The organism is Kosakonia sp. YIM B13571 (assembly GCF_042788095.1).
GTDB classification, from domain to species: Bacteria; Pseudomonadota; Gammaproteobacteria; order Enterobacterales; family Enterobacteriaceae; genus Kosakonia; species Kosakonia quasisacchari.
This window is the reverse complement of sequence record NZ_JBHZPL010000002.1, coordinates 273351-296733: the sequence shown is the minus strand read 5'-3', so window position 1 is coordinate 296733 and position 23383 is coordinate 273351. Positions and strand designations below refer to the sequence as shown.

General features: G+C 53.5%; 27 protein-coding genes. 14 read left to right on the top strand and 13 right to left on the bottom strand.

Features of this window, described 5'->3' with window-relative positions; genetic code table 11:
- The first annotated feature begins 75 nt into the window (after nucleotides 1-75).
- Nucleotides 76-954, top strand: coding sequence for a LysR substrate-binding domain-containing protein (locus tag ACFX4O_RS06545; RefSeq protein ID WP_380207805.1), 879 nt, complete (start codon nucleotides 76-78; stop codon nucleotides 952-954).
- On the opposite strand, the gene ACFX4O_RS06540 is transcribed toward ACFX4O_RS06545, so the two are convergent.
- A complete protein-coding gene (locus ACFX4O_RS06540) occupies nucleotides 908-1387 on the bottom strand; it encodes a GNAT family N-acetyltransferase (RefSeq protein WP_380207804.1) in 480 nt (159 codons plus the stop codon). The genes ACFX4O_RS06545 and ACFX4O_RS06540 overlap by 47 nt on opposite strands.
- A 150-nt stretch (nucleotides 1388-1537) precedes the next feature.
- On the opposite strand from ACFX4O_RS06540, the gene ACFX4O_RS06535 reads away from it, so the two are divergent.
- Nucleotides 1538-2482, top strand: a complete 945-nt coding sequence (locus ACFX4O_RS06535; RefSeq protein WP_131411217.1) for an L-lactate dehydrogenase — start codon at nucleotides 1538-1540, stop codon at nucleotides 2480-2482.
- A gap of 137 nt (nucleotides 2483-2619) precedes the next feature.
- Here ACFX4O_RS06535 and ACFX4O_RS06530 read toward each other — a convergent pair whose 3' ends face one another.
- Entirely contained in the window at nucleotides 2620-3411 is a 792-nt protein-coding gene (locus ACFX4O_RS06530) for a PhzF family phenazine biosynthesis protein (protein ID WP_380207803.1), read from the bottom strand.
- Between the two features lie 171 nt (nucleotides 3412-3582).
- Between ACFX4O_RS06530 and ACFX4O_RS06525 the strand changes: the two genes are divergently transcribed.
- Complete coding sequence (locus ACFX4O_RS06525; protein ID WP_380207802.1) at nucleotides 3583-4785, top strand: sugar transporter; 1203 nt, start codon at nucleotides 3583-3585, stop codon at nucleotides 4783-4785.
- A gap of 9 nt (nucleotides 4786-4794) precedes the next feature.
- On the opposite strand, the gene ACFX4O_RS06520 is transcribed toward ACFX4O_RS06525, so the two are convergent.
- The gene (locus ACFX4O_RS06520) at nucleotides 4795-5949 is read right to left on the bottom strand and encodes an alpha/beta fold hydrolase (RefSeq protein WP_380207801.1); all 1155 of its coding nucleotides are present in this window, start codon (nucleotides 5947-5949) and stop codon (nucleotides 4795-4797) included.
- Nucleotides 5949-6623: a MarC family NAAT transporter gene (locus ACFX4O_RS06515; protein WP_131411225.1), complete on the bottom strand. Its 675-nt coding sequence runs from the start codon at nucleotides 6621-6623 to the stop codon at nucleotides 5949-5951. Before ACFX4O_RS06515 ends, ACFX4O_RS06520 begins: the two co-directional genes overlap by 1 nt.
- Before the next feature lie 242 nt (nucleotides 6624-6865).
- Between ACFX4O_RS06515 and marR the strand changes: the two genes are divergently transcribed.
- Genes marR through marB form a run of 3 tightly spaced genes read left to right on the top strand, consistent with a single transcriptional unit; the run spans nucleotide 6866 to nucleotide 7954 of the window.
- On the top strand, nucleotides 6866-7300 hold the full coding sequence (gene marR / locus ACFX4O_RS06510) for a multiple antibiotic resistance transcriptional regulator MarR (RefSeq protein WP_016496172.1): 435 nt from the start codon (nucleotides 6866-6868) through the stop codon (nucleotides 7298-7300).
- 20 nt (nucleotides 7301-7320) lie between these two features.
- Nucleotides 7321-7701 carry an MDR efflux pump AcrAB transcriptional activator MarA gene (gene marA, locus ACFX4O_RS06505; RefSeq protein WP_016496173.1) on the top strand — a complete coding sequence of 127 codons (381 nt, stop codon included), beginning with the start codon at nucleotides 7321-7323 and terminating at the stop codon, nucleotides 7699-7701.
- A 37-nt stretch (nucleotides 7702-7738) separates the two neighbouring features.
- Nucleotides 7739-7954, top strand: a complete 216-nt coding sequence (gene marB, locus ACFX4O_RS06500; protein ID WP_016496174.1) for a multiple antibiotic resistance protein MarB — start codon at nucleotides 7739-7741, stop codon at nucleotides 7952-7954.
- A 37-nt stretch (nucleotides 7955-7991) separates the two neighbouring features.
- Here the strand turns inward: marB and eamA are convergent, their stop codons facing one another.
- Nucleotides 7992-8885 carry an O-acetylserine/cysteine exporter gene (eamA, locus tag ACFX4O_RS06495; protein WP_131411227.1) on the bottom strand — a complete coding sequence of 298 codons (894 nt, stop codon included), beginning with the start codon at nucleotides 8883-8885 and terminating at the stop codon, nucleotides 7992-7994.
- 192 nt (nucleotides 8886-9077) lie between these two features.
- Between eamA and ydeE the strand changes: the two genes are divergently transcribed.
- The gene (ydeE, locus tag ACFX4O_RS06490) at nucleotides 9078-10265 is read left to right on the top strand and encodes an efflux MFS transporter YdeE (RefSeq protein WP_380207800.1); all 1188 of its coding nucleotides are present in this window, start codon (nucleotides 9078-9080) and stop codon (nucleotides 10263-10265) included.
- Nucleotides 10266-10297: 32 nt separating this feature from the next.
- Here ydeE and ACFX4O_RS06485 read toward each other — a convergent pair whose 3' ends face one another.
- The gene (locus tag ACFX4O_RS06485) at nucleotides 10298-11401 is read right to left on the bottom strand and encodes a cobalamin-independent methionine synthase II family protein (RefSeq protein WP_380207799.1); all 1104 of its coding nucleotides are present in this window, start codon (nucleotides 11399-11401) and stop codon (nucleotides 10298-10300) included.
- Between the two features lie 182 nt (nucleotides 11402-11583).
- Entirely contained in the window at nucleotides 11584-11997 is a 414-nt protein-coding gene (locus ACFX4O_RS06480; RefSeq protein WP_380207798.1) for a rhodanese-like domain-containing protein, read from the bottom strand.
- Nucleotides 11998-12064: 67 nt separating this feature from the next.
- Between ACFX4O_RS06480 and ftrA the strand changes: the two genes are divergently transcribed.
- Nucleotides 12065-13069: a transcriptional regulator FtrA gene (gene ftrA / locus ACFX4O_RS06475; protein WP_380207797.1), complete on the top strand. Its 1005-nt coding sequence runs from the start codon at nucleotides 12065-12067 to the stop codon at nucleotides 13067-13069.
- A 109-nt stretch (nucleotides 13070-13178) separates the two neighbouring features.
- Nucleotides 13179-13271 (top strand): protein MgtS, encoded by a 93-nt coding sequence (gene mgtS, locus ACFX4O_RS06470; protein WP_131411237.1) that lies wholly within the window; start codon nucleotides 13179-13181, stop codon nucleotides 13269-13271.
- 597 nt (nucleotides 13272-13868) lie between these two features.
- On the opposite strand, the gene ACFX4O_RS06465 is transcribed toward mgtS, so the two are convergent.
- From ACFX4O_RS06465 to dcp, 3 genes are all read right to left on the bottom strand, one after another.
- Nucleotides 13869-14297: a hypothetical protein gene (locus tag ACFX4O_RS06465; RefSeq protein WP_131411239.1), complete on the bottom strand. Its 429-nt coding sequence runs from the start codon at nucleotides 14295-14297 to the stop codon at nucleotides 13869-13871.
- 48 nt (nucleotides 14298-14345) lie between these two features.
- Nucleotides 14346-14564: a hypothetical protein gene (locus ACFX4O_RS06460; RefSeq protein ID WP_007374905.1), complete on the bottom strand. Its 219-nt coding sequence runs from the start codon at nucleotides 14562-14564 to the stop codon at nucleotides 14346-14348.
- 444 nt (nucleotides 14565-15008) lie between these two features.
- Complete coding sequence (gene dcp, locus ACFX4O_RS06455) at nucleotides 15009-17054, bottom strand: peptidyl-dipeptidase Dcp (protein WP_380207796.1); 2046 nt, start codon at nucleotides 17052-17054, stop codon at nucleotides 15009-15011.
- A 186-nt stretch (nucleotides 17055-17240) separates the two neighbouring features.
- On the opposite strand from dcp, the gene ydfG reads away from it, so the two are divergent.
- The 3 genes from ydfG to ydfZ all read left to right on the top strand — a co-directional run bounded on the left by ydfG (nucleotide 17241) and on the right by ydfZ (nucleotide 19137).
- Nucleotides 17241-17990, top strand: a complete 750-nt coding sequence (gene ydfG, locus ACFX4O_RS06450; RefSeq protein WP_131411241.1) for a bifunctional NADP-dependent 3-hydroxy acid dehydrogenase/3-hydroxypropionate dehydrogenase YdfG — start codon at nucleotides 17241-17243, stop codon at nucleotides 17988-17990.
- 89 nt (nucleotides 17991-18079) lie between these two features.
- Nucleotides 18080-18766 (top strand): GntR family transcriptional regulator, encoded by a 687-nt coding sequence (locus tag ACFX4O_RS06445; protein WP_131411243.1) that lies wholly within the window; start codon nucleotides 18080-18082, stop codon nucleotides 18764-18766.
- Between the two features lie 167 nt (nucleotides 18767-18933).
- Complete coding sequence (gene ydfZ, locus ACFX4O_RS06440) at nucleotides 18934-19137, top strand: putative selenium delivery protein YdfZ (protein ID WP_017456687.1); 204 nt, start codon at nucleotides 18934-18936, stop codon at nucleotides 19135-19137.
- Between the two features lie 65 nt (nucleotides 19138-19202).
- On the opposite strand, the gene ACFX4O_RS06435 is transcribed toward ydfZ, so the two are convergent.
- Both ACFX4O_RS06435 and ACFX4O_RS06430 read right to left on the bottom strand, forming a co-directional pair.
- Complete coding sequence (locus ACFX4O_RS06435; RefSeq protein ID WP_380207795.1) at nucleotides 19203-20666, bottom strand: mannitol dehydrogenase family protein; 1464 nt, start codon at nucleotides 20664-20666, stop codon at nucleotides 19203-19205.
- A 527-nt stretch (nucleotides 20667-21193) separates the two neighbouring features.
- Nucleotides 21194-21520: a YnfA family protein gene (locus ACFX4O_RS06430; protein ID WP_380207794.1), complete on the bottom strand. Its 327-nt coding sequence runs from the start codon at nucleotides 21518-21520 to the stop codon at nucleotides 21194-21196.
- A 147-nt stretch (nucleotides 21521-21667) separates the two neighbouring features.
- Between ACFX4O_RS06430 and ACFX4O_RS06425 the strand changes: the two genes are divergently transcribed.
- On the top strand, nucleotides 21668-22006 hold the full coding sequence (locus ACFX4O_RS06425; protein WP_017456684.1) for a DUF1283 family protein: 339 nt from the start codon (nucleotides 21668-21670) through the stop codon (nucleotides 22004-22006).
- A 53-nt stretch (nucleotides 22007-22059) separates the two neighbouring features.
- Nucleotides 22060-22620, top strand: a complete 561-nt coding sequence (gene speG / locus ACFX4O_RS06420; protein WP_380207793.1) for a spermidine N1-acetyltransferase — start codon at nucleotides 22060-22062, stop codon at nucleotides 22618-22620.
- A 19-nt stretch (nucleotides 22621-22639) separates the two neighbouring features.
- Here speG and ACFX4O_RS06415 read toward each other — a convergent pair whose 3' ends face one another.
- Nucleotides 22640-23350, bottom strand: coding sequence for a YnfC family lipoprotein (locus ACFX4O_RS06415; RefSeq protein ID WP_170312069.1), 711 nt, complete (start codon nucleotides 23348-23350; stop codon nucleotides 22640-22642).
- Between the last annotated feature and the right edge of the window lie 33 nt (nucleotides 23351-23383).

Genomic DNA, 23383 nt, shown 5'->3' with positions numbered 1-23383 from the left:
GCGCAAGAATGGCGCAATTTGTTATTTCTTAAAACTGAATAATATTAACTTCACCGTTCACGAAGAGAGAATGGCATGGACTTAACCCAGCTTGAAATGTTTAACGCCGTAGCGCAGACCGGCAGCATTACCCAGGCGGCGCAGAAGGTGCACCGTGTGCCGTCGAATCTGACGACGCGCATTCGCCAACTGGAGTCCGATCTTGGCGTGGATCTGTTTATCCGCGAAAACCAGCGCCTGCGCCTTTCTCCCGCCGGGCACAGTTTTTTGCGCTACAGCCAGCAGATCCTCGCGCTGGTCGATGAAGCGCGCATGGTGGTCGCCGGTGATGAGCCGCAAGGCCTGTTTTCGCTCGGCGCGCTGGAAAGCACCGCCGCGGTGCGCATTCCGGCGACGCTGGCACAGTACAACCAGCGCTATCCGCGCATTCAGTTCGATCTCGCTACCGGCCCTTCCGGCACCATGATCGATGGCGTGCTGGAGGGGCGGCTGAGTGCGGCGTTTGTTGACGGCCCGATTATGCATCCTGGCCTGGAAGGCATTCCGGTTTACCGCGAAGAGATGATGATCGTCGCGCCTGTCGGTCATGAAGTGATTACCCATGCGGCTCAGGTGAACGGTGCCAGCATTTACGCGTTTCGCGCCAACTGCTCTTACCGTCGCCATTTCGAAAGCTGGTTTCACGCCGATCGCGCCACACCGGGAAAAATTCATGAGATGGAGTCTTATCACGGCATGCTGGCCTGCGTCATTGCCGGGGCGGGCCTGGCGCTGATGCCGCGCAGTATGCTGGAAAGCATGCCTGGTCATCACCAGGTGGAAGCCTGGCCGCTGGCGGAGAACTGGCGCTGGCTCACGACCTGGCTGGTGTGGCGGCGCGACGCGAAAACCCGCCATCTGGAAGCGTTTATTGCCCTGTTGAATGCGGCTCCACAACCAGCGCCTTGTGCATAAAAATACTCAGCGGATCGGCGTTGTACGGCGCAAAAGCTTCACACATTTGATAACCGCAGCGCTGATACAGTTTCACCGCAGCATGCTGTTCAATGCCGGTTTCCAGCCGCAAGGTATGACACGATTGTCCGGCGGCGGCCTGCTCCAGCGCGGCAATTAATTTTTCCCCCAGTTGCTGGCCGCGATGGCGAGGATCGATAAACACCCGCTTCATCTCGCCGCTGCCGTCGCCGTTCAACACCACCGCACCACAGCCGACAGCCTCGTCGTGATGCACAATTTTTCGCAAAATCAGCGTCCCGGCGGGTAATGCCGCTAAATCAATCAAATGGTTACTTTCCGCCGGGTAAAGTGCGCTCTGGTAGGCGTCCAGGGCTTCGATCAGGGCAATCAGATCCGGTTGTGTGGCCGTGGCATCAACAATGCGGTACATAGCAAACTCCTTGTTATTAGTCTGTTAAAAATAAACAAGAACTTGCCACCACTGTCATATGAATAACCTATAGCTACGCCTCCTGACGTTGCACTCTGAAGAATATAGGTTGTACCTTACGCAACATACGATGCAGAAAATGGAATATCCATGAACACCAAAGCCCGGAAAGTGATGATTATCGGCACAGGCAATGTCGGCGCGTCTGCCGCTTACGCCCTACTGAACCAGAACATTTGTGAAGAGTTAATTCTCGTGGATCTGGACCAGAAACGGGTGGAAGGTCACGCCCAGGACCTGGCAGATGCCGCAGCCTATATGCCCGGTATGATGACCATTTCCACCCGCCCGGTTGAAGAGTGTGCGGATGTGGATATTGCGGTGATCACTGTTTCCGGCGGCGCGTTAAAACCAGGACAAACGCGCCTTGATGAACTGACCAACACTGCGCGTATTGTTAAAAATATCGTGCCTTCCATGATGGCAAACGGCTTTAACGGTATTTTTCTGGTGGCAACCAACCCGTGCGACATCATTACCTGGCAGGTGTGGAAACTTTCCGGGCTGCCGCGCAACCAGGTGATTGGCACCGGCGTCTGGCTGGATACCACCCGCTTACGCCGCGCACTGGCACAGGCGCTGGATATTGGCGCGCAAAGTATTGATGCGTTTATCCTCGGCGAACATGGTGACACCCAGTTCCCGGTGTGGTCGCATTCGTCGGTATATGGTTCGCCGATTGCCGATGTTTACCGGCGCAAAACCGGCCAGCGGCTGGATGTCGACGCGCTGGCGGACAAAGTGCGCCGCCACGGCTTTGAGATTTACGCCCGTAAAGGCTGTACGGAGTACGGCATTGCCGGAACCATTGCCGAGATCTGCCGCAATATTTTCACCGGCAGCCACCGCGCGCTGGCGATCTCCTGCATTCTGGACGGGGAATATGGCGTCAGCGACGTGGCGATTGGCGTACCGGCTGTGCTGGCGCAAAACGGGGTTCAACAGATTATTGAACTGCAACTGGAAGGTGACGAAGTGGCGAAATTCAACCACTCCGCAGAGGTTATCAAAGCGAATATCGCCCGCTTGCCGTAACTGACGCCGTTAACCGGCAATGGGTTTGCTATGTCCGTGACTGTAAACCGCGATGGTGTTGAAGTGATGTCTGCGTCTGCACATTGCAGGAAGAAAGCAGGAAGAAATCGGCCCGGCGAAACAATGCCGGGCTGTGTTTAGCGTAAGAACACTTTGCCCAGCAGATAGAGCGTTGCCTGACCGCCAATCAATACGCGATCGCCGCGCCATTCACAGCGTAAATCGCCGCCGCGCGCGGAAACCTGCCGCGCCTGTAGGCTGTTTTTACCCAGTTTTTCGCCCCAGTACGGGATCAACATACTGTGCGCCGAACCGGTCACCGGATCTTCCGCCACCGCTTCGCCTGGGCAGAAAAAACGGCTGACAAAATCAACGTTCTCACCGGGCGCGGTCACGCAGACCATTTTGCCAAGCGGTTTCATTGCCGCGATATCCGGCGTTAAGGCTTCTACCTGCGCCTGATTTTCCAGCACCACCAGATAATCCCGCGCCACGCGCACTTCTTTGGCGCTTTCAATGCCCAGCGTTTTCAGCAGCAGCGCCGGAACCGGGCTTACCACTTGTGTCGACCAGGCCGGGAAATCCAGCGTCAGCCAGTCGCCGTTGCGGCTCACTTTAAGTTCGCCCACAAACCGGGTGGTGAAGAGGATTTCGGTGTCCGGGTAATCCAGATATTCAAAGATCACGTGGGCGGCGGCGAGTGTCGCGTGGCCGCAAAGATTGATCTCATCTTGCGTGGTGAACCAGCGCAGCTCAAAACCGCTGTCGTTACGCACGAAGAAAGCGGTTTCGGACTGGTTATGCTGCTGCGCCATGCGAAGCAGCACATCATCCGCTAACCATTCAGTCAGGGGACAGACGGCGGCGGCATTACCGCCAAAAGTGCGGTCGCTAAAGGCGTCGACCATATAGAAATCGATGGTTTGCATAGCATTTCCTCTTTTTGTCTTCTGTTTTTGAGCGCTATTGGGAAACGTTGCAACAGGTATTTTTCATATGGATAGAAAGTGAGATCTACATCACAAAATGTTTGTATTTTCGCCAGTAAAGGCAGTAAGATCGCCCTCTCTTCTTTTTCCCAACCAACCCCAAATACCCTTATGACTACGAATACCGTTTCACGAAAAGTTGCGTGGCTGCGGGTAGTGACGCTTGCTATCGCCGCATTTATTTTCAACACCACCGAATTCGTGCCTGTGGGTTTGCTGTCGGATATCGCGCAGAGCTTCGACATGGAAACCGCGCAGGTGGGGATCATGTTGACCATCTATGCCTGGGTTGTGGCGTTAATGTCGCTGCCCTTTATGCTGCTGACCAGCCAGATTGAGCGCCGTAAGTTGTTGATTGCGCTCTTTGTGCTGTTTATCGCCAGCCATGTGTTGTCGTTCCTGGCATGGAGTTTTGAGGTGCTGGTGCTAAGCCGCATCGGCATTGCTTTCGCCCATGCGATCTTCTGGTCGATTACCGCTTCGCTGGCCATTCGCCTGGCGCCTGCCGGTAAAGGCGCGCAGGCGTTGAGTCTGCTCGCTACCGGCACCGCGCTGGCAATGGTGCTCGGGCTGCCGATGGGTCGTATCGTCGGGCAATATTTCGGCTGGCGCACCACCTTTTTCGCCATCGGTATGGGTGCGCTGGTCACGCTGGTGTGTCTGGTGAAATTGCTGCCACCGCTGCCGAGTGAACATTCCGGTTCGCTGAAAAGCCTGCCGGTGCTGTTCCGTCGTCCGGCGTTGATGTGCATCTACCTGCTCACCGTGGTGGTGGTTACCGCGCATTACACGGCTTACAGCTACATTGAGCCGTTCGTACAAAACGTGGCCGGCTTTAGCGCTAATTTCGCCACGCTGCTGCTGTTAGTGCTTGGCGGCGCGGGGATTATCGGTAGCCTGCTCTTCGGCAAACTGGGGAACCAGCACGCCTCTGGCCTGGTGTGCAGCGCGATTGGTTTGCTGGTGATTTCGCTGGTGATGATGCTGCCCGCCTCCGGTAGCGAAATGCATCTGGCGATGCTGAGCGTGGTATGGGGCATTGCGATTATGATTATCGGCCTTGGCATGCAAGTAAAAGTGCTGGCGCTGGCATCGGATGCTACCGATGTCGCAATGTCGCTGTTTTCCGGAATTTTTAACATTGGTATCGGCGCGGGCGCGCTGGTCGGCAATCAGATAAGCCTGCACTGGTCGATGAACGTGATTGGCTACGCCGGGGCGATCCCGGCGATTGCCGCGCTGGTGTGGGCGGTGGTGATTTTCCGCCGCTGGCCGGTGAAACTGGAAGAGCAAACCCACGCCAGCCACGTTTAAACCGCGCGGTTACCGTGCGGTAGAGATAACTTCATCCATCACCGTGGTTTGCCAGTCAAACCACGGGTTCCACGTCAGGCGAGCATGAATTTTGTTCGCCTCTACCAGCCCCCAGTCTGAATACCACACCTCTTGCCCCGCCAGACAACGCTTTGCCGCCTCTTCTGACTGACCATTCGCACAGAGCAGTACGCTGCCTTTGCGCCCGTACAGCGGGTTAAGCGGCGAAAAGAGCACCGACATATGGGAAAACTGGCTGATGCGCTCCTGCGGTACGTAATCCGGCTTCACGCGTAAGCGCGGCATTTTCGCGGCTTCCGGCGGCGGCGTGCCGTACCAAATTACGCGGCTGGCGGGGTGGGTGAAGTTGCGGTCGAAATGATCAAGGATCCAGCGGGTATCGAGCACCGAATCATGCTCGGTTAACACCAGTAGCGTCGGTTTTGTCCACGACTTACGCGCAAGCAGTCGCTGCGCGCTGGCGCTGGTACGCCAGAACTGGGCGAAACCGTTGGTCGGCACTCGTAAGTAGCGGGTGGCAATTTGCTGCGGAAAAACGGCGCTCGGCGGGCGCAACCAGTCGCGAAACAGCGCCACCGTCGGGGCGAGAAAATCGTAACCGGTACTGGATTTAAACGCCGGGGAAAACAGCAATAGCCCCTGCACGTTGTCATGCGCCATCGCATATTCCAGCGCCAGATTCCCGCCAGTGGAAAAACCGCCGAGCCAAAGGGTATCAACCTCTTTACCCAGAATATCGGCCTGCTCACGCACCACTTGCCGCCACTGAGAAACATCGACATCCAGCAGATCCGCAGGCCGTGTGCCATGACCGGGTAACAGCACGGTGCGCACCAGAAAGCCCTGTTTTGCCAGTTCGGGGGCAATATCCACAAACGATCCTGGCCCGTCGCCCAGACCGTGGATCAGCAAAATGCCTTTGTGCGCGGGCTTAGCCGGACGCCATTCCTGTGGTGTGTTGAGCCGCAGTTCGCTCTCTTTGTCCAGCGTCTGAAAAGCCCGGTGCGCGGCGACAAAATCACGCGTTTGCCGTTGATATTCAGTGAAGCTTTTTTGCGCCAGCGGCGGTTGTGCGCCGGGGCGTTGCTGACAGCCGGTTAGCGCAACCAGCGCCACGATCAAGCAGAAGAGAAATGTGCGCATCAGGCTCCGGCATGAAAAGTGGTGATGATTTCCAGCACGCCATTAATGATAAATTGCACACCCATACAGACCAGCAGAAATCCCATCAGCCGTGAAATGGCCTCAATACCGCCCTTACCCACCAGCCGCATAATTGCCCCGGAACTGCGCAGGCTGATCCATAAAATCAGCGCCACAATGGCAAAAATCAGCGTTGGCGCAACGGTGATGACCCACTCGGGAAATTCGGTGCCGTGGCGAATAGTCGAGGCGGAACTGATGATCATAGCGATAGTGCCAGGCCCGGCAGTGCTCGGCATGGCCAGCGGTACAAAAGCGATATTCGCGCCGGGTTCCTCTTCCAACTCTTCTGACTTGGTTTTCACTTCGGGTGATTCATGTGGCTTTTGCGCCGGAAACAGCATGCGAAAACCGATAAAGGCCACAATCAATCCACCGGCAATGCGCAATCCCGGAATGGAGATCCCGAAGGTGTTCATCACCACCTGGCCTGCGTAGTACGCCACCATCATAATAATGAAGACATAAACCGAGGCCATTCGCGCCTGCTCGTTACGCTGCGCGCTGTTCATATTGCCCGCCAGCCCTAAAAACAGCGCCACAGTCGTTAACGGGTTTGCCAGCGGTAGCAATACCACCAGCCCAAGGCCGATGACTTTAAATAGTTCCAGCATCTGACGGTCACTCCTTGCAAGGTCAAAACCTCGCCAGTATAGCCATAACGCGGCGGCAATGGCATGCCCACACGCAACTCATGTCTTTATAAAATAATTACTTTCAGTGAGTTACGAAGGGATTTTTTTCCTGACATGAAACGTTTTAGCAAATAGTGGCATCGGTGAATTCATTCGGTTGACTTATATTTGCCTGAGCAATAATATCTGCCGTGACTAATCTACTTGCCGGGGCAACCATTGTGAAAAGCACGAATGATCTATTTAACGACATCATTCCTCTTGGCCGCTTGATCCACATGGTTAACCAGAAAAAAGATCGTTTACTTAATGATTACCTGTCGCCGCTGGATATCACCGCCACCCAGTTTAAGGTGCTCTGCTCTATCCGCTGCGAAGTGTGTATCACCCCGGTAGAACTGAAAAAAGTGCTTTCCGTCGATCTCGGTGCCCTGACCCGCATGCTGGACAGGCTGGTTTGCAAAGGCTGGATCGAACGTAACCCGAATCCGAATGACAAGCGCGGCGTGCTGGTGCGGTTAACCGCCGAAGGCGCGGCGCTGTGTGAGCAATGTCATCAATTAGTAGGGCATAACCTGCACCAGGAATTAACCAAAAACTTAACGACAGAAGAAGTGGCAACCCTTGAGTATTTGCTCAAGAAAATTTTGCCGTAAAAAAACAAAGAGGTATGACGATGTCCAGACGCAATACTGACGCTATCACTATTCATAGCATTTTGGACTGGATCGAGGACAACCTGGAATCGCCGCTGTCGCTGGAAAAAGTGTCAGAGCGTTCTGGTTACTCCAAGTGGCACCTGCAACGGATGTTTAAAAAAGAGACTGGTCATTCGCTGGGCCAGTACATTCGCAGCCGCAAGCTGACGGAAATTGCGCAAAAGCTCAAGGGAAGTAATGAGCCGATCCTGTATCTGGCAGAGCGTTACGGGTTTGAATCGCAACAAACCTTAACGCGCACGTTTAAGAACTATTTCGACGTGCCGCCGCATAAATTCCGCGTGACGGATATTCCGGCAGAGTCCCGGTATCTGTTCCCGCTGAATCACGCTTGTTAATTTAATCGCCTGTAGTAAAAGACGTATCGAGGAAAGTATGAAACGTATCGCCTGTGCCGCTGTCACCCTGATGGTGCTGTTATCCGGCCAGAGTTATGCGGAGCAAGTTAATCATCCCGCACAGCAGAACAACCGTGACGCGATGATTTTACCCACCGCCCAACAGACATCGCCTTTTGATTTTAACCATATGGGCGTGGGTAGCGACAAATCCGACGCATTAGGTGTGCCGTATTATCATCAGCGCAGCTAAACGTCTTGCCCCGCATTAAGCGGGGCTTTTTTTATGCTTAAGCGCGTACCGCCCGACGCAGACGAAAACCAAACACATTGATATACAGCCCCGCCATCACCAGCACGGCACCGACCAGTTGTAACATTGAAAGCGTTTCTCCCAGCAATAACGCAGCACTCGCCATGCCGACCACCGGCACCAGCAGTGACAGCGGCGCAACACGCCAGGTTTCGTAGCGACCCAGCAACGTTCCCCAAATGCCATATCCCAGAATCGTGGCAATAAACGCCAGATAGACCAGCGACAATAGCGTCGTTAAATCAATACTGACCACGCTTTGCAGCATCAACGCCGGGCCGTCGAAAACCAGCGAGGCGACCATAAACGGCACGATGGGGATCAGCGCGCTCCAGACCACCAGCGACATTACCGCCGGACGCGAGCTGTGCTGCATGATTTTTTTATTGAAGATGTTGCCGCAGGCCCAGCTAAACGCCCCCGCCAGCGTCAACAGGAACCCCAGCAGCGGAACATGCTGTCCATTCAGGCTGGACTCAATCAGCACCAGCACGCCCAGCACCGCAAGCGTGATGCCGACCAGTTGTTTTAACTGTAAACGTTCACCAAATACGCCCGCGCCGAGAATAATGGTGAAAAACGCCTGCGCCTGTAACACCAATGACGCCAGCCCTGCGGGCATACCAAACTTGATCGCGCAAAACAGAAAAGCGAACTGCCCGAAGCTGATCGTCAGGCCGTAGCCCAGCAACAAACGCAGCGGCACCTTGGGTCGAGCAACGAACAGAATGGCCGGAAAGGCCACCAGCACAAAGCGTAACCCGGCCAGCATCAACGGCGGCATATTGTGCAGGCCAACTTTGATCACCACAAAATTCAGCCCCCACGCTACAACTACCAGCATCGCCAGCAGGACATCTTTACGCGCCATTCTTCGCCCTTGTTTTTTCAACTTTTGTAAACAATTTACGTTAACGCAAAAAATTGAACAGCGACAGATCATCAATTCAGGTAGGTCAGTTTGGGCATTTGCCGACAAAACTGCGGTTGTACATCACACTTTATGCATGTTAAAGCTGTATACATCACAAAAAAATATAACAACAGCATGTCGGGCAGGAACATGACCACCAAGCAAACACGCTCCACCACCGCTTTACTGGCCTCTTCACTTTTATTAACCATCGGACGCGGCGCCACGCTGCCGTTTATGACCATCTACCTTAATCGCCAGTACGGGATGGCGGTCGATCAGGTCGGTTATGCGATGTCTATCGCGCTCACTATCGGCGTAGTGTTCAGCCTCGGCTTCGGCATGCTGGCAGATAAATTCGATAAAAAGCGCTATATGTTGCTGGCGATTGTCGCCTTTATTGCCGGTTTCGCCGCAATCCCGCTCTCACACCATGCCGGATTGGTGGTGCTGTTTTTTGCCCTGATTAACTGCGCTTACTCCGTGTTTTCCACCGTACTGAAGGCTTACTTTGCCGATACGTTGGCGCCCATAGCGAAAGCGAAAATTTTCTCGCTCAACTACACCGTGCTCAATGTCGGCTGGACCGTCGGTCCGCCGCTCGGCACATTATTGGTAATGCAGAGCATTAACTTGCCGTTCTGGCTGGCGGCTATCTGTGCCGCCTTTCCGCTGGTCTTTATTCAGCTGTTTGTTCGCCGCGTCGCGGTTGGTGAAAGCCTCGATAGCCCGGTTGCGTGGAATCCCTCCGTCTTGCTGAAAGATAAAGCGCTCGGTTGGTTTACCTTATCGAATTTTCTCGCCTCGTTTGTCGCCGGTTCGTTTGCTTCCTGCCTGTCACAATATGTGATGACGGTCGCCAGCAGCGAGTTTGCCGAACGTGTGGTGGCCGTCGTGCTGCCGGTCAACGCCGCGATTGTGGTCACGTTGCAGTACGCCGTTGGTCGCAAACTGACGGCCTCCAACCTGCGCCCGGCGATGGCAATGGGCACCTTCAGCTTCGTTATTGGCCTTATCGGTTTTATGTTATCCGGCGATAACTTGTGGCTTTGGGGGCTTTCCGCCGCAGTGTTTACGCTGGGAGAAGTGATCTACGCCCCCGGTGAATACATGCTGATCGATAACATCGCGCCGTCGGGAATGAAAGCGACCTACTTTTCGGCGCAGGCGTTGGGCTGGCTGGGCGCGGCAATGAACCCGTTACTTACCGGGGTTATCCTGACCACACTGCCCGCCGCATCACTGTTTATCATCCTGATGGTGACCATTGTTGTGGCGTGGCTGATGATGCTCAAAGGGATGCAGGCTCGGCCCCTTGGCAGGTTGCAGGCGCAATAATAAAAAAACGGCGCTCAGTGCGCCGTTTTTATTTACCATACCTGTTCGGCGATTTTCGTTACCAGCCGCACTTTGTCCCATTGCTGGGCAGGCGTGATCGTGTTGCCCTCTTCGGTGGAAGCAAAGCCGCACTGTGGGCTGAGGCAAAGCTGGTTGATATCGACAAACGTCGCCGCTTCCTGAATACGCGCTTTTACCCCTTCCGGGTTTTCCAGTTCGCCATTTTTAGTGGTGATAAGCCCCAGCACTACCTGCTGTTTGCCCGGTCGGACAAAACGCAATGGCGCGAAATCGCCGGAACGGTCGTTGTCATATTCGAGGAAGAACGCATCAACGTTCACGCTACCGAACAGCACTTCCGCGACGGGCTCGTAACCACCTTCGGAGATCCAGGTGGAACGGAAATTACCGCGGCATACATGCAGACCGATGGTTAAATCGTCCGGTTTATCTTCCAGCGCCTTGTTAATCACACGGGCATAAATGCGCGCCAGTTCATCGGGATCGTCGCCACGTTCGCGGATCTGTCGGCGCTGGTCGTCGGAGCAGAGATAAGCCCAAACCGTATCATCCAGTTGCAGATAGCGGCAGCCTGCGGCATAGAACGCGTGGATCGCATCGCGCCAGGTGGTCGCCAGATCGTCAAAGTAGGCATCAAGCTGCGGATAAACCGTGACGTCGATATCTTTACGCCCCCCGCGAAAATGCAGCACGCTTGGGCTGGGAATGGTCATTTTAGGCTGCGCGGTGCCGCTGATGCTTTTCAGATAACGAAAATCTTCCAGCATTGGGTGATCGCCAAAGCGTAATTTACCGGTGACGCGCACGCCGTGGGCTTTGGTTTGTACACCGTTAAACTGAATACCTTTATCGGAGTCGTAGCGTTCCACGCCTTCGAGACCGTCGAAGAAATCAAAATGCCACCATGCACGACGGAACTCGCCGTCGGTAACGACATGCAAACCGCAAGCACATTGTTGCTCAACCACCTGGCGAATCGCGTCATTTTCAACGCTGCGCAATTGCTGAGCGCTGATTTCGCCCTGTGCAAACTGCTGACGCGCCTGCTTGATGGCGTCCGGACGCAAGAAACTGCCGACTACGTCTGCACGGAATGGGGCCTGATGTCGCTGCATATTACTCTCCTCTGCGCCGGGAAATGATTTCCCGACGTGATAATTCATTATTTGAATTTTTAGACTTCTGGACGGCTAAACATCCAAACAAAATGTCATAGGGCAGGAAAAGCAGCAACCGAGAAAATTTCACGGCACATGAGAAAAATTCAACATGTCACCGTGAAAGATGAATAAAAGGATCAGAAGCCCGCTTCGCTTTCGCCGCTGGCAAAAGTAAAACCTTCATCTTCCCAGCCGGTGATGCCACCAATCATGATTTTAACCGCCAGCCCCAGGCGCGCCAGTTTCAGCGCAGCGCGATCGGCACCATTGCAGTGCGGTCCGGCACAATAGACCACAAACAGCGTATCCGCAGGCCAGCGGGCCATGCGTTCTGCGGTCATCATGCTATGTGGCAAATGCACCGCCCCCGGCAGGTGACGGCGGGCAAAACTCTGTGCACTGCCGACCACATGCAATAACACAAAATCCTGCTCGTGATGGGTAATAGCGTGATGGACATCGGCGCAGTCGGTTTCTACGCTCAGGCGGTGCTGGAAATGGCTGGCGGCCTCTTCCGGCGATGCAGCGGGGATATTGCTTACGTAGCTCATCGTCTTTTCTCCTTGTTTGTGTTAACACTAATCTAACTAACACAGGACAACCTCACTGCCCCCTTCTATGCCAGATAACACCAGGATAATGACAACTTCACGACATGCTCCTGTCCGCCATCGTGTGGTCGCGCTTGCTTATGATGGGCTGTGTACTTTTGAATTTGGCGTCGCCACTGAGATCTTCGGTTTACCGCGCCCGGAGCTTGGCGATAACTGGTACACCTTTACCGTTGCCGCAGTGGATGAAGGTGAATTACGGGCGACGGGCGGTATCCGTGTGATGGCGCAAGGCGGGCTGGAGCTACTCGACAACGCAGACACCATTGTGGTTCCCGGCTGGCGCGGCGCGCAGATGCCCGTACCGCCCGCATTATGCAACGCGCTGTACAATGCCTGGCAGCGCGGCTGTCGCGTGATCTCCATCTGTTCCGGGGTGTTTGTGCTGGCCGCGGCCGGTTTGCTTAACGGTCGCAAAGCGACAACGCACTGGCGCTATACGGACATGCTACGGGAAGCCTATCCGTCGATTATCGTGCTGGATGACGCACTCTATTACGATGAAGGGAATGTGATGACTTCGGCGGGCAGCGCGGCAGGGATTGATTTGTGCCTGCACGTCGTGCGCGAAGATTTTGGTATTGACGTCGCTAATAATGTCGCCCGGCGTCTGGTGGTGCAGCCGCACCGGGATGGCTCGCAAACCCAGCAGCTTCAGCGCCCGGTTGCCCGCACGCGTGAGAGTCGCCAGTTGGGACAGTTGTTCGATTTCCTTCATCAACACTTAGCAGGCAACCACACGGTGGCGTCGCTGGCGAAACAAACGGGCATGAGCCCACGTACGTTTTTGCGCCGTTTCGAAGAATCAACCGGAACCACCCCCGCACGCTGGATTTTGCAGGAACGATTACGCCGGGCTGAGGATTTACTGATTCACTCACGAATGAGCATTGAGCTGATTGCCGGGCACAGTGGATTCGCCACTGCGGCTTCACTGCGCCACCATTTTCAGCAGCAGCGTGGAATATCTCCGGCGGCCTACCGCAAAAAATTTACCGTTATCGCGAAATAATTAACACGGTTCATCTTTTATTAATATTTACCTGGCTATTATTTCTCCATCGCAGCCACCAATTAAGGCTAGAGAGGCAAATTGGTTAATTAAAGGGAGAGTTAGCACAATGGCAAATATGCATGTTTTTATCGCAGTACTGGGCGTTATCCTTTTTTCCGGGTTCCTTGCTGCTTATTTCAGCCACAAATGGGATGACTGATGATCGCTGATAATCCCCCGCCGATATGGCCCCTTGCGAAAAAACGTAAGGGGCCATTTCTTTTTGTACGTCCAGGACAAACAGGCAAAAAAAAACCGCCCTTAAAAGGCGGTCAATGCTTGCATGGATAGATTGCTATTGTTCTACGCGCTAACTCAAACGGCAGGTTAACGGACTGCTAACCAATCTAGCACTGCTTTCCTCAATAAAACCTAAACAAGCGGAGAACGCCGCCCGCTCGCTTCACAGCTGAAACGGGTTTCATCGAAACGTTTTTCTGCTGAAAATTCTCTTTTGCTATTGAAATTACAGAAGATATATCTTTCGACGTATAAAGTTTGTGATAACGTCGGATCTCCATTTCACAGGCCGGAGGGGTTATCCCCAATATCAAATTTAAATGCCCGGTTTGCAGCAGCCAAAAGTTTTTATTTACCACATTCTGCCCGGGTCAACGCATGCCTCATGGGGCCATTTGCTCGGTTTGTGGCGCAAGACTTACAGCCAGATCCTGTATACCCGTACTCCGAAGAAGGCGGTGGCCAAAACAAGTGTTATAGGAAGGGCCTCATTTGAGGCCCTTTTAATTACCTTAATTCAGGCATTTTTCGCTTTCCCTAAAGAAAAGCCGCTCACTTTAGCAATATGTACGCGTAATATTGTCCCTTTTACGCTCGTCCAACCGCCATTTCCCGTCATCCACGACGGATCTTTAATATGTAAATAATTAAGCGGAATATCGTGACCTTCTTCAACGCGATAATCATTAGCCAGATCATCAAAGAAAAGCGCGATGGAATTTTTCAGCGACGCATCATCCCCCTGAATAGATCGAATAGATTTCGCGGTATATAACGCATATTCCTGCCCGGAAACGAGTTCACCCGCCACCACCTGGCCGCCGACAACCAACGTCACCACCATACCTGCGCCAAGATTGGCGCAGGAGACCAGATGCGATAAGGCGCTATCCTGTGTGCTGACCGTTTTCGTCGCGGCCTCTGAGACTTCACGTTCATTTGCCATTTACACCTCGCGTACTGCATAAAAAAACCGCCCACAGGCGGTTGTTGATCAGTAGAATTTCCGGATGGCTTGTTCAGTTTCCTGCTGGCTGACAAGGTCAGAAAATCGGGCAACGAGGAAGGTTTCTCCGTCCAGTTCCCAGGGTTCAATTGGGATTTCCAGAAAAGAGCTTTGCTCATTTTTAAACGTGACCGATTTTGCATTATCTTCCACGGTCACGTTTTCAACCTTACCACCGGCGCGTATTACCACTACATTTTTGGTCATGTCGGTTACCTCAGTTGCTTAAATAGCACTCGACATTAGCACAGCCACTTTCTCAATGCCTGCGTAATGCCACAGAATGTTAAGCTGTAAAATCAGGTTCTTTAATTTGGCTTAATGAGAAGGATAACGCTACGCCAGGAAGTGTGAACTCGCCCACAATTTAATAAATGAAATGGGTAAAAACAGGGATTTGAGCCGTGGTGATTTAAGAAAAACGCCAGAGGCCTTTAAGAAAAAAAAGCCTCTGGCGATGCAGATTACGGTGATGCCGGGTGCCTCCCGGTGAGCCTGCTCCAGCCCGCAGAACCCGCTTTCACCCCAAAAAGGTATGACTGGTAGCCCCTCCGCGCAGGGGGATTCATCACCACGTCCACGTTATTTGCCGGGCATATTCAGGTCAATGCTCCAGCGGGTTATGTAAGTTTTTAAAGCAATTTTCTCGCGCTATTCACTCAATCCCCGGTTTTTTAGCATCGGTTCTATCTCAGGATCGTGACCACGCCACTGGCGGTAAAGCGCCGCCAGATCTTCGCTGTTGCCACGCGACAAAATCGCCTCGCGGAATTTCTGCCCGTTTTCACGCGTTAAACCGCCCTGCTCCACAAACCACTGGTAGCCATCGTCTGCCAGCATTTGCGTCCACAGATAAGCGTAATAACCCGCCGCATAACCGCCGCCGAAAATATGGGCAAAATAACTGCTGCGATAACGCGGCGGAACCGTGGCCAAATCGAGATGCTCTTTGCGCAGCGCTTGCGCCTCAAAGCTCTCCACATCGCTTACATTCTCGCCGTCTGCCAGCGCATGCCAGTTCATATCCAGCAGCGCGGCGCTCAACAGTTCGGTCATGTCGTAACCTTTATTAAACTGCGTGGCGCGTAACATTTTCTCGCGCAGTGCGTCCGGCATCGGCTCACCGCTCTGATGATGACGGGCATAGCGCGTAAACACCTGCAGCTGGCTGGCCCAGTGCTCATTGATTTGCGACGGGAACTCGACAAAATCACGCGGCGTATTGGTGCCGGAGAGGCTGGCGTAGCGCTGGCTGGCGAATAGCCCATGCAGGGTGTGACCAAATTCATGGAACAAAGTGATGACGTCGTCCCAGGAAAGCAACGCCACTTGACCGGCCGCAGGTTTCTGGTAATTACAGACGTTGTAAATCACCGGTTGTGTGCCGTTGAGCGTGGACTGCTCGACGAAGTTGCCCATCCACGCACCACCGCTTTTTGAGTCGCGAGCGAAAAAATCACCGTAGAACAACGCTAACCCGGCACCATCCGCGTCAAAAATTTCCCATACGCGAACATCCGGGTGATAGACAGGAATATCAAACCGTTCAGTAAAGCGAAGGCCAAACAGCTCGCTCGCCGCCCAGAAAACACCGTCGGTAAGTACGGTATTGAGCGCAAAGTACGGTTTGATTTGTGATTCATCCAGCGAATACTTCGCCAAACGCACCTGCTCGGCATAAAACGCCCAATCCCAGGCTTGCGCGGTAAAACCGCCCTGCTGCGTATCGATGACCTGCTGGATATCGGCCAGCTCTCGCTCGGCACGGGCTCGCGCGGCGGGCGCGATATTACGCATAAAGTCCAGCGCCGCCTGCGGCGTTGCCGCCATCTGATCGGCAATCTTCCAGCTGGCAAAATCGGCAAACCCAAGGAGTTTCGCTTGCTTAGCGCGTAATTGCACAAGGCGTAACACAATAGCGCGGGTGTCGTTGGCATCCCCTTTTTGCGTTCGCAGCCAGCTCGCGTTAAACAGATTTTCACGCGTCTGGCGATCGCGCAAAGCCGCCAGTGCCGGTTGCTGTGTGGTATTCAACAACGACAACAACCAGCGGTTTTCCAGCCCTTTGGCTTTTGCTGCCTCGGCAGCAAAAGCCATCTCTTCTGCACTCAAACCATCAAGCTGATGGGCATAATCCACCACCAACCCGCCGGCTTTGTCCGCCGCCAACAGCCGCTGGTTAAACTGGCTCGTCAGGGTGGCTGATTCGGTGTTCAACGCTTTCAGCGTGGTTTTGTCCTGCACACTCAGTGTTGCGCCCGCCAGCATAAAGCGTTGATAGGTGGTTTCCACCAGACGCAAGGATTCTGCATCCAGAGACAGCGCGTCGCGCTGCTTCCATACCGCTTCCACGCGGGCAAACAGGGCGTCGTCGAGATAAATATCGTTCGCCAGCTCAGCCAGCTCGGTAGAAAACGCCTCGTCCAACTGCTGTAAAAAGTCATTGGTATGGGCTGATGTCATGGCAAAAAAGACGCTGGTGACATACGTGAGCAGCGCGCCGCTGCGTTCCAGCGCCAGCAGGGTGTTGTCGAAATCCGCTGGCGCCGGGTTTTGTGTGATAGCGGCGATTTCAACGCGTTTTTGCCGAATGCCTTCATCAAACGCTGGGCGGTAGTGCTCCTGGGTAATCGTATCGAAAGGCGGAGCCTGGTAAGGCAATGTGCTGGCAGAAAAGAAAGGATTAGTGACCGACATATTTCGCTCCTGAATGCGGTAATTCATCTCAGAGTAGGCATCCGCCGCGCGCATCGCAATCATTTCTCTGCTTTCGCGCATTAGTCTGCGTTTTTTGCCACACTGTATGCGGGATAAGTTGTGTTACCGCTATAAAGCGGTGCATGCTATGTCGCGACACCACAAAAAGCGTTGAGGAACAGTGAGATGATTATTCTGGTTACCGGGGCAACTGCGGGTTTTGGCGAAGGTATTACACGCCGTTTTATTCAGAACGGCCATAAAGTGATTGCCACAGGCCGCCGTCAGGAGCGTTTGCAGGAGCTGAAGGACGAACTGGGCGATAACCTCTATACCGCACAGTTGGATGTCCGTAACCGCGCGGCGATTGACGAGTTTATCTCTGCCCTGCCCGCCGCGTGGCGCAATATAGATGTACTGGTTAACAACGCAGGCCTGGCGTTAGGTCTGGAGCCAGCACATAAAGCGAATGTCGACGACTGGGAAACCATGATCGACACCAACAATAAAGGCCTGGTGTATATGACGCGCGCGGTGCTGCCGGGCATGGTTGAACGTAATCGCGGCCACGTGATCAACATCGGTTCTACTGCGGGGAACTGGCCCTATGCAGGCGGTAACGTCTACGGCGCGAGCAAAGCTTTTGTGCGGCAATTCAGCCTGAACTTGCGTACCGACCTCAGCGGCACCGCCGTGCGCGTGACCAATATCGAGCCAGGCCTGGTGGGTGGCACCGAGTTTTCGAATGTGCGCTTTAAAGGCGATGACGCGAAAGCCGGGAAAACTTACGAGAACACCACTGCGCTGACGCCGGAAGACGTTACCGAAGCGGTGTGGTGGGTTGCCACACTGCCGAAGCATGTCAATATCAACACCCTCGAAATGATGCCTGTAAGCCAGACATATGCCGGTCTTAGCGTACACCGCGAAGGGTAATTCTCCCGCCCGGCCTGCGGGCCGGGTATGGGATGCACGCCAAATTAATGGTATGGTAGACAGGTTAACCCTTTAAAAAGTAAGAGCGAATGGCCGCTGAAACGCAACTCAACCCTACACAACCCGTCAATCAACAAATCTACCGCATTTTACGGCGGGACATCGTCCATTGCCTGATCCCACCGGGCACGCCGCTGTCCGAAAAAGAGGTGTCGGTGCGGTTTGACGTTTCACGCCAGCCAGTACGCGAAGCCTTTATTAAGCTTGCAGAAAACGGGCTGATCCAAATCCGCCCGCAGCGCGGTAGCTACGTCAATAAAATCTCCATGACGCAGGTACGTAATGGCTGCTTTGTTCGCCAGGCCATTGAATGTGCCGTCGCCCGCCGCGCTGCGTCGATGATTGACGACAGCGCCTGTTACCAGTTGGAGCAAAATCTTAATCAGCAGCGTACCGCTATTGAGCGTAAGCAACTGAATGACTTTTTCGAGCTGGACGATAACTTTCACCACAAACTGGCACTGATCGCCGACTGCCAACTGGCGTGGGACACTATCGAAAACATCAAGGCTACCATCGACCGCGTGCGCTATATGAGCCTTGATCATGTTTCGCCGCCGGAGATGCTGCTGCGCCAGCATATGGATATTTTCGCCGCGCTGGAAAAACGCGATGCTGACGCCGTTGATCGTGCTATGACGCTGCATTTGCAGGAAATTAGCGAGTCAGTGAAGACCATCCGCCAGGAAAATCGCGACTGGTTCAGCGAAGAATAACGTTTCTCCCTTCTTATCTCCGCCAGGTCACATTTTTTCGCGCAAAAAAGTGTGACTTTGATCAAAAACAAAAACTCATCGGCTCAGGGGCGTATTTATAAGGCGTCCATTTCGGGGACATCTTCTGCCCCGTTTCGTTTTGCGGATTTCAATAAGGAGAAACTACCATGATGACGTATGATCGTAATCGTAACGCTATCACCACCGGGACGCGCGTGATGATTAATGGCACTGGCCGCACCGGCAAAATCGTCGCTATTCACGCCGAGGGGCTAAACCCTGCGCAACTGCGCCGTAGCAAAACGGTGGAAGTAGAAGGTTGCGAAGGTAAATTCGAACCGGTTGAACTGATTCGTCTTGGCTTGCACTAATTTGTTAAAAAAGAATGCCGCCGCGGCGGCATTCACTGTTTCAGTATTGAGTTAAAGATTCGCAGTTAAAGTGCTACAGCGTACTGTGCCACCGTGGCTTTCGCGCCTTTCTCAAGCAATGTCAGATAGGCTTTTTTCACCTGAGCGACAAAAGTCGCGTCTTTCGGCAATTCATTGCCAAAAATCGCCTCAATCGCCAGCAGTGCCTGCACACGCGCTTCGCCTTCCGCGCTGCTATTAACCGCGTTCTGAATCACCTCCAGCAGCGGATCGCACACCTCGATCGCTTGCCCCTGCTCGTCGACGCCGCCGACATAGCGCATCCAGCCAGCAATTCCCAGCGCCAGCAGGGAGAAATCACGCTGATGAACTAAATGCCAGCGCACAGAATCCAGCATACGCTGTGGCAGTTTCTGGCTACCGTCCATGGCAATCTGCCAGGTGCGGTGACGCAACGCAGTATTGCTGTAACGCGCGATCAGCAGGTCGGCGTAATGCGCCAGATCCACACCCTGAACTTTAAGCGTTGGCGCTTGCTCTTTTAACATCAACGCATGCGCTGCGCGGCGGTAATTCTCGTCTTCCATGCACTCGTTAATGTGCTGATAACCCGCCAGATAACCCAAATACGCCAAGAAGGAGTGGCTGCCGTTAAGCATGCGCAGTTTCATCTCTTCAAATGGCACGACATCCACCACCAGCTCAGCACCTGCTTTCTCCCACGCCGGACGACCCGCCACGAAATTATCTTCAATCACCCACTGGCGGAACGGCTCACAGGCCACGCCTGCGGGATCGCGCACACCGGTCAGTTGCTCGATTTTATCCAGCGTTTCGGCCGTCACAGCCGGAACTATTCTGTCGACCATGGTTGACGGAAACGTCACATTGGCTTCAATCCAGTCGCCCAATTCTGCGTTCACCGCACGCGCGTAAGCGCAGACCACATTACGGGTGACATGGCCGTTTTCCGGCATGTTGTCGCAGGACATCACGCTAAACGCCGGTAACCCGGCGGCTTTACGGCGCGCCAACGCTTCCACTACCACGCCCGCGGCCGATTTTGGCTGCTGCGGGTTTTGCAGGTCGCCGACAATTAACGGATGATCGAGCATCAGTTTGCCGGTCGCCGGAGAGTGGCAATAGCCTTTCTCGGTGATGGTCAGCGAAACAATGGCAACCTGCGGTTCACACATGGCAGCGAGCACGGTTTCCAGGCCATCCACTTGAGCGTGCAACGCGCGTTTTGCTACGCCGACCACGCGCGCAGTCCACGCATCAGCAGACATTTCCGCAACGGTATAGAGGTTATCCTGCTGCTTGAGATCGGCAATTTGCTGCTCACCGCCAATCAAATTGACCTCGCAATAGCCCCAGTCACTGTCATGCTCTGCGGCAAGAATATCGGCATAAACTGACTGATGCGCGCGGTGAAACGCGCCAAAACCAAGGTGCACAATACGCGCAACCAGTTTGTTACGATCATACGTGGGTAACGTGGCTTTCGCCGTTAATAGCCTGTTTTCCATGGTGAGACTCATCTTATTAAGTGAAACAGTGGTTCAATAGATTACGGACTGGCATAAACCAGACTATGATTTGCGACAGGATTTGCGGACTACACTAACTAGAATGGTAACCAAATATTTCAAAAACGCTCCTGCTTACCTTTGCGGTTAAAGCAATAAATGTATTCAATGTGAATTAGCTGAGTTGACGCGATTGCGCAGGCTGTGTGGCGGCGAGGGAAGAGACGTTTTAAAAAATAGTACAACCGCGTTCGCGAGCAACGCGCATGAAAAGTTCAAAGAGTAAATCAATCAGTTAGCAAGCGGTGAACTTCGTGACTACCCGCTTTCTGAAGCGGTCACATGCAGAAAATCCCACCGGGCCAAAATCTGTAGCCGCGCCCTACCTCTTGAGAATCACCTGCGCCTAAAGTAGTTTTGCGAGCCGAATACCGCCTCGGTGGTTAATCAAACCGTGCTAACAGAGCGAAATTATCGCAAGAGAAAATGGCGTATGAGAACACGCCGAGTGTCAAAAACGGCGTACATCACGCGCGTCCCCAGCCAGCAACGATAATCAACATTCCGCACATGGCGATGAGCGCCCCGAGCCAGTCATAAACACTGAGTTTGACACCATCGACCACATGTAGCCAAATCAACGCGGTGCAAACATACACGCCGCCGTAAGCCGCATAAACGCGCCCACTCGCCGCCGGATGCAATGTTAATAACCAGACGAATATTCCCAGTGCGAACGCCGCGGGAATAAGTAACAGTGGCGTGGCGCCGCGTTTTAGCCACAGCCAGGGCAAAAAGCAACCGACGATTTCACACAGCGCAGTGGCAAAGAACAGGAGTGTTGTTTTCAGCATCAGAGGCACGTTGATTCAAACTTGGTTGAACTATCATACCTGATAATGCTCTGAGAGTGAGTTCCGGCTGGCTATCCCGTGTGGCTGAGATCGCATAGAATAGAGTCATATGGGCATCTTATTTCTCCCCCAATTAAGGAAATCGCAATGACTAAAACACTTAGCAAACGCCTGTGCCTCACCGCAATGCTGACGCTGGGTGCCATCGTGTACACCACCTCCGCACTGGCCGAAACCAACCGTCTGGTGATTGAATCTGGCGATAACGCGCAAAGCCGCCAATCCGCAGCGATGGAAAAAGAGCAATGGAATGACACCCGCAGCCTGCGCAGCAAAGTGAACAAGCGCGTGGAAAAAGAGTGGGATAAGACCGATGTCGCGTTTGATGCGCAGGACAAATGCCAGAAAAGCAGCAACCTCAACGCCTACTGGGAACCCAACACCTTGCGTTGTCTGGATCGTCGCACCGGACAGCAAATTCGCTAACCACTCCGGGCGCGCACAGCGCCCGACTTCCTGTTTAAATAAAAGGATTTTTCATGAGTGACGCTTATACCGTCCGCCTGCGCCCGCTCGAGCGTGAGGATTTACGCTTCGTTCATCAGTTGGATAATAACGCCAGCGTCATGCGTTACTGGTTTGAAGAACCCTACGAAGCCTTTGTTGAACTTTCTGACCTGTATGACAAGCATATTCACGATCAAAGCGAACGCCGTTTTGTGGTCGAGTGCGATGGCGAAAAAGCCGGGTTAGTGGAACTGGTGGAGATCAACCATGTTCACCGCCGTGCAGAGTTTCAGATAATCATCTCCCCGGAATTTCAGGGCAAAGGGCTGGCATCAAAAGCGGCGAAGCTGGCGATGGATTACGGCTTTACGGTACTCAATCTGTACAAGCTCTATCTGATTGTTGATAAAGAGAACGAAAAAGCGATTCACATTTACCGCAAGCTGGGATTTATGGTCGAAGGCGAATTGATCCATGAGTTCTTTATTAACGGTGAGTACCGCAACACCATTCGCATGTGTATTTTCCAGCAGCAGTACCTTGAAAACCACAAAACAAGCGGCCCGACACTACTGAAACCCACCGCGCAATAAAGCACGGTGGTCAGCGGCATCAATAATACTCGATGGTGTTTTTGATGCTGTATTTGTGCGTCACCTGTGGCGTAACACTTTCGTCCACAATCTCCAGGCTGCAACTCACCGGGTTATCATGGCTGTCGTATTCACAGGCCTGTTTCACATTGCCCAGCGGCTTATCGTTCAGCGTGCTGACAGAGGTGTAATCGAGCTTTTTGCGCTTATCTTTCGAAGGCGTAGACACAACAGACAACGTCGCGTCTTTCGATGCCGTGGTTTTCCCCAGCGGATACCCCTCATCGTCATAGCGGTATTTGACCTCTATCTCCTTGCCTGTTGCGCGAACCACAAACCCGTTATCGTCGGTGTCCCAGGTTACGCCTGCTGAGGGGAACTCCGCCAGTTGGCATTTGCCCTGTAAACGCAGACGTTTTTCCTGCGATTCCGCCTCGACATAGTAGTTAGCATCCAGCACCAACGACACGCCGCTGTTGTTTTCCAGATCGTGCAGTTCAAGCGTATCGAAACATCCCTCTTTCGACATCGTTCCGGTAACGCGTTTCGTGACTTCACCTTTGTCGTTAAGCAACGTCTGGCTAAAATCTTTAACCGGGCCACGCAACGGATCAAAATCGAATTCATTCGAGAAGCTAGCCATTTCTGGCGTGAATGAAACAGGTCCCTTCGGCTTATCACATCCGGCAAGCGCCACTGCCAGAGAGATAAGTAACAGCTGTTTTTTCAATGGGTTCACCACATTTTTCTTTTGTAATGCGCT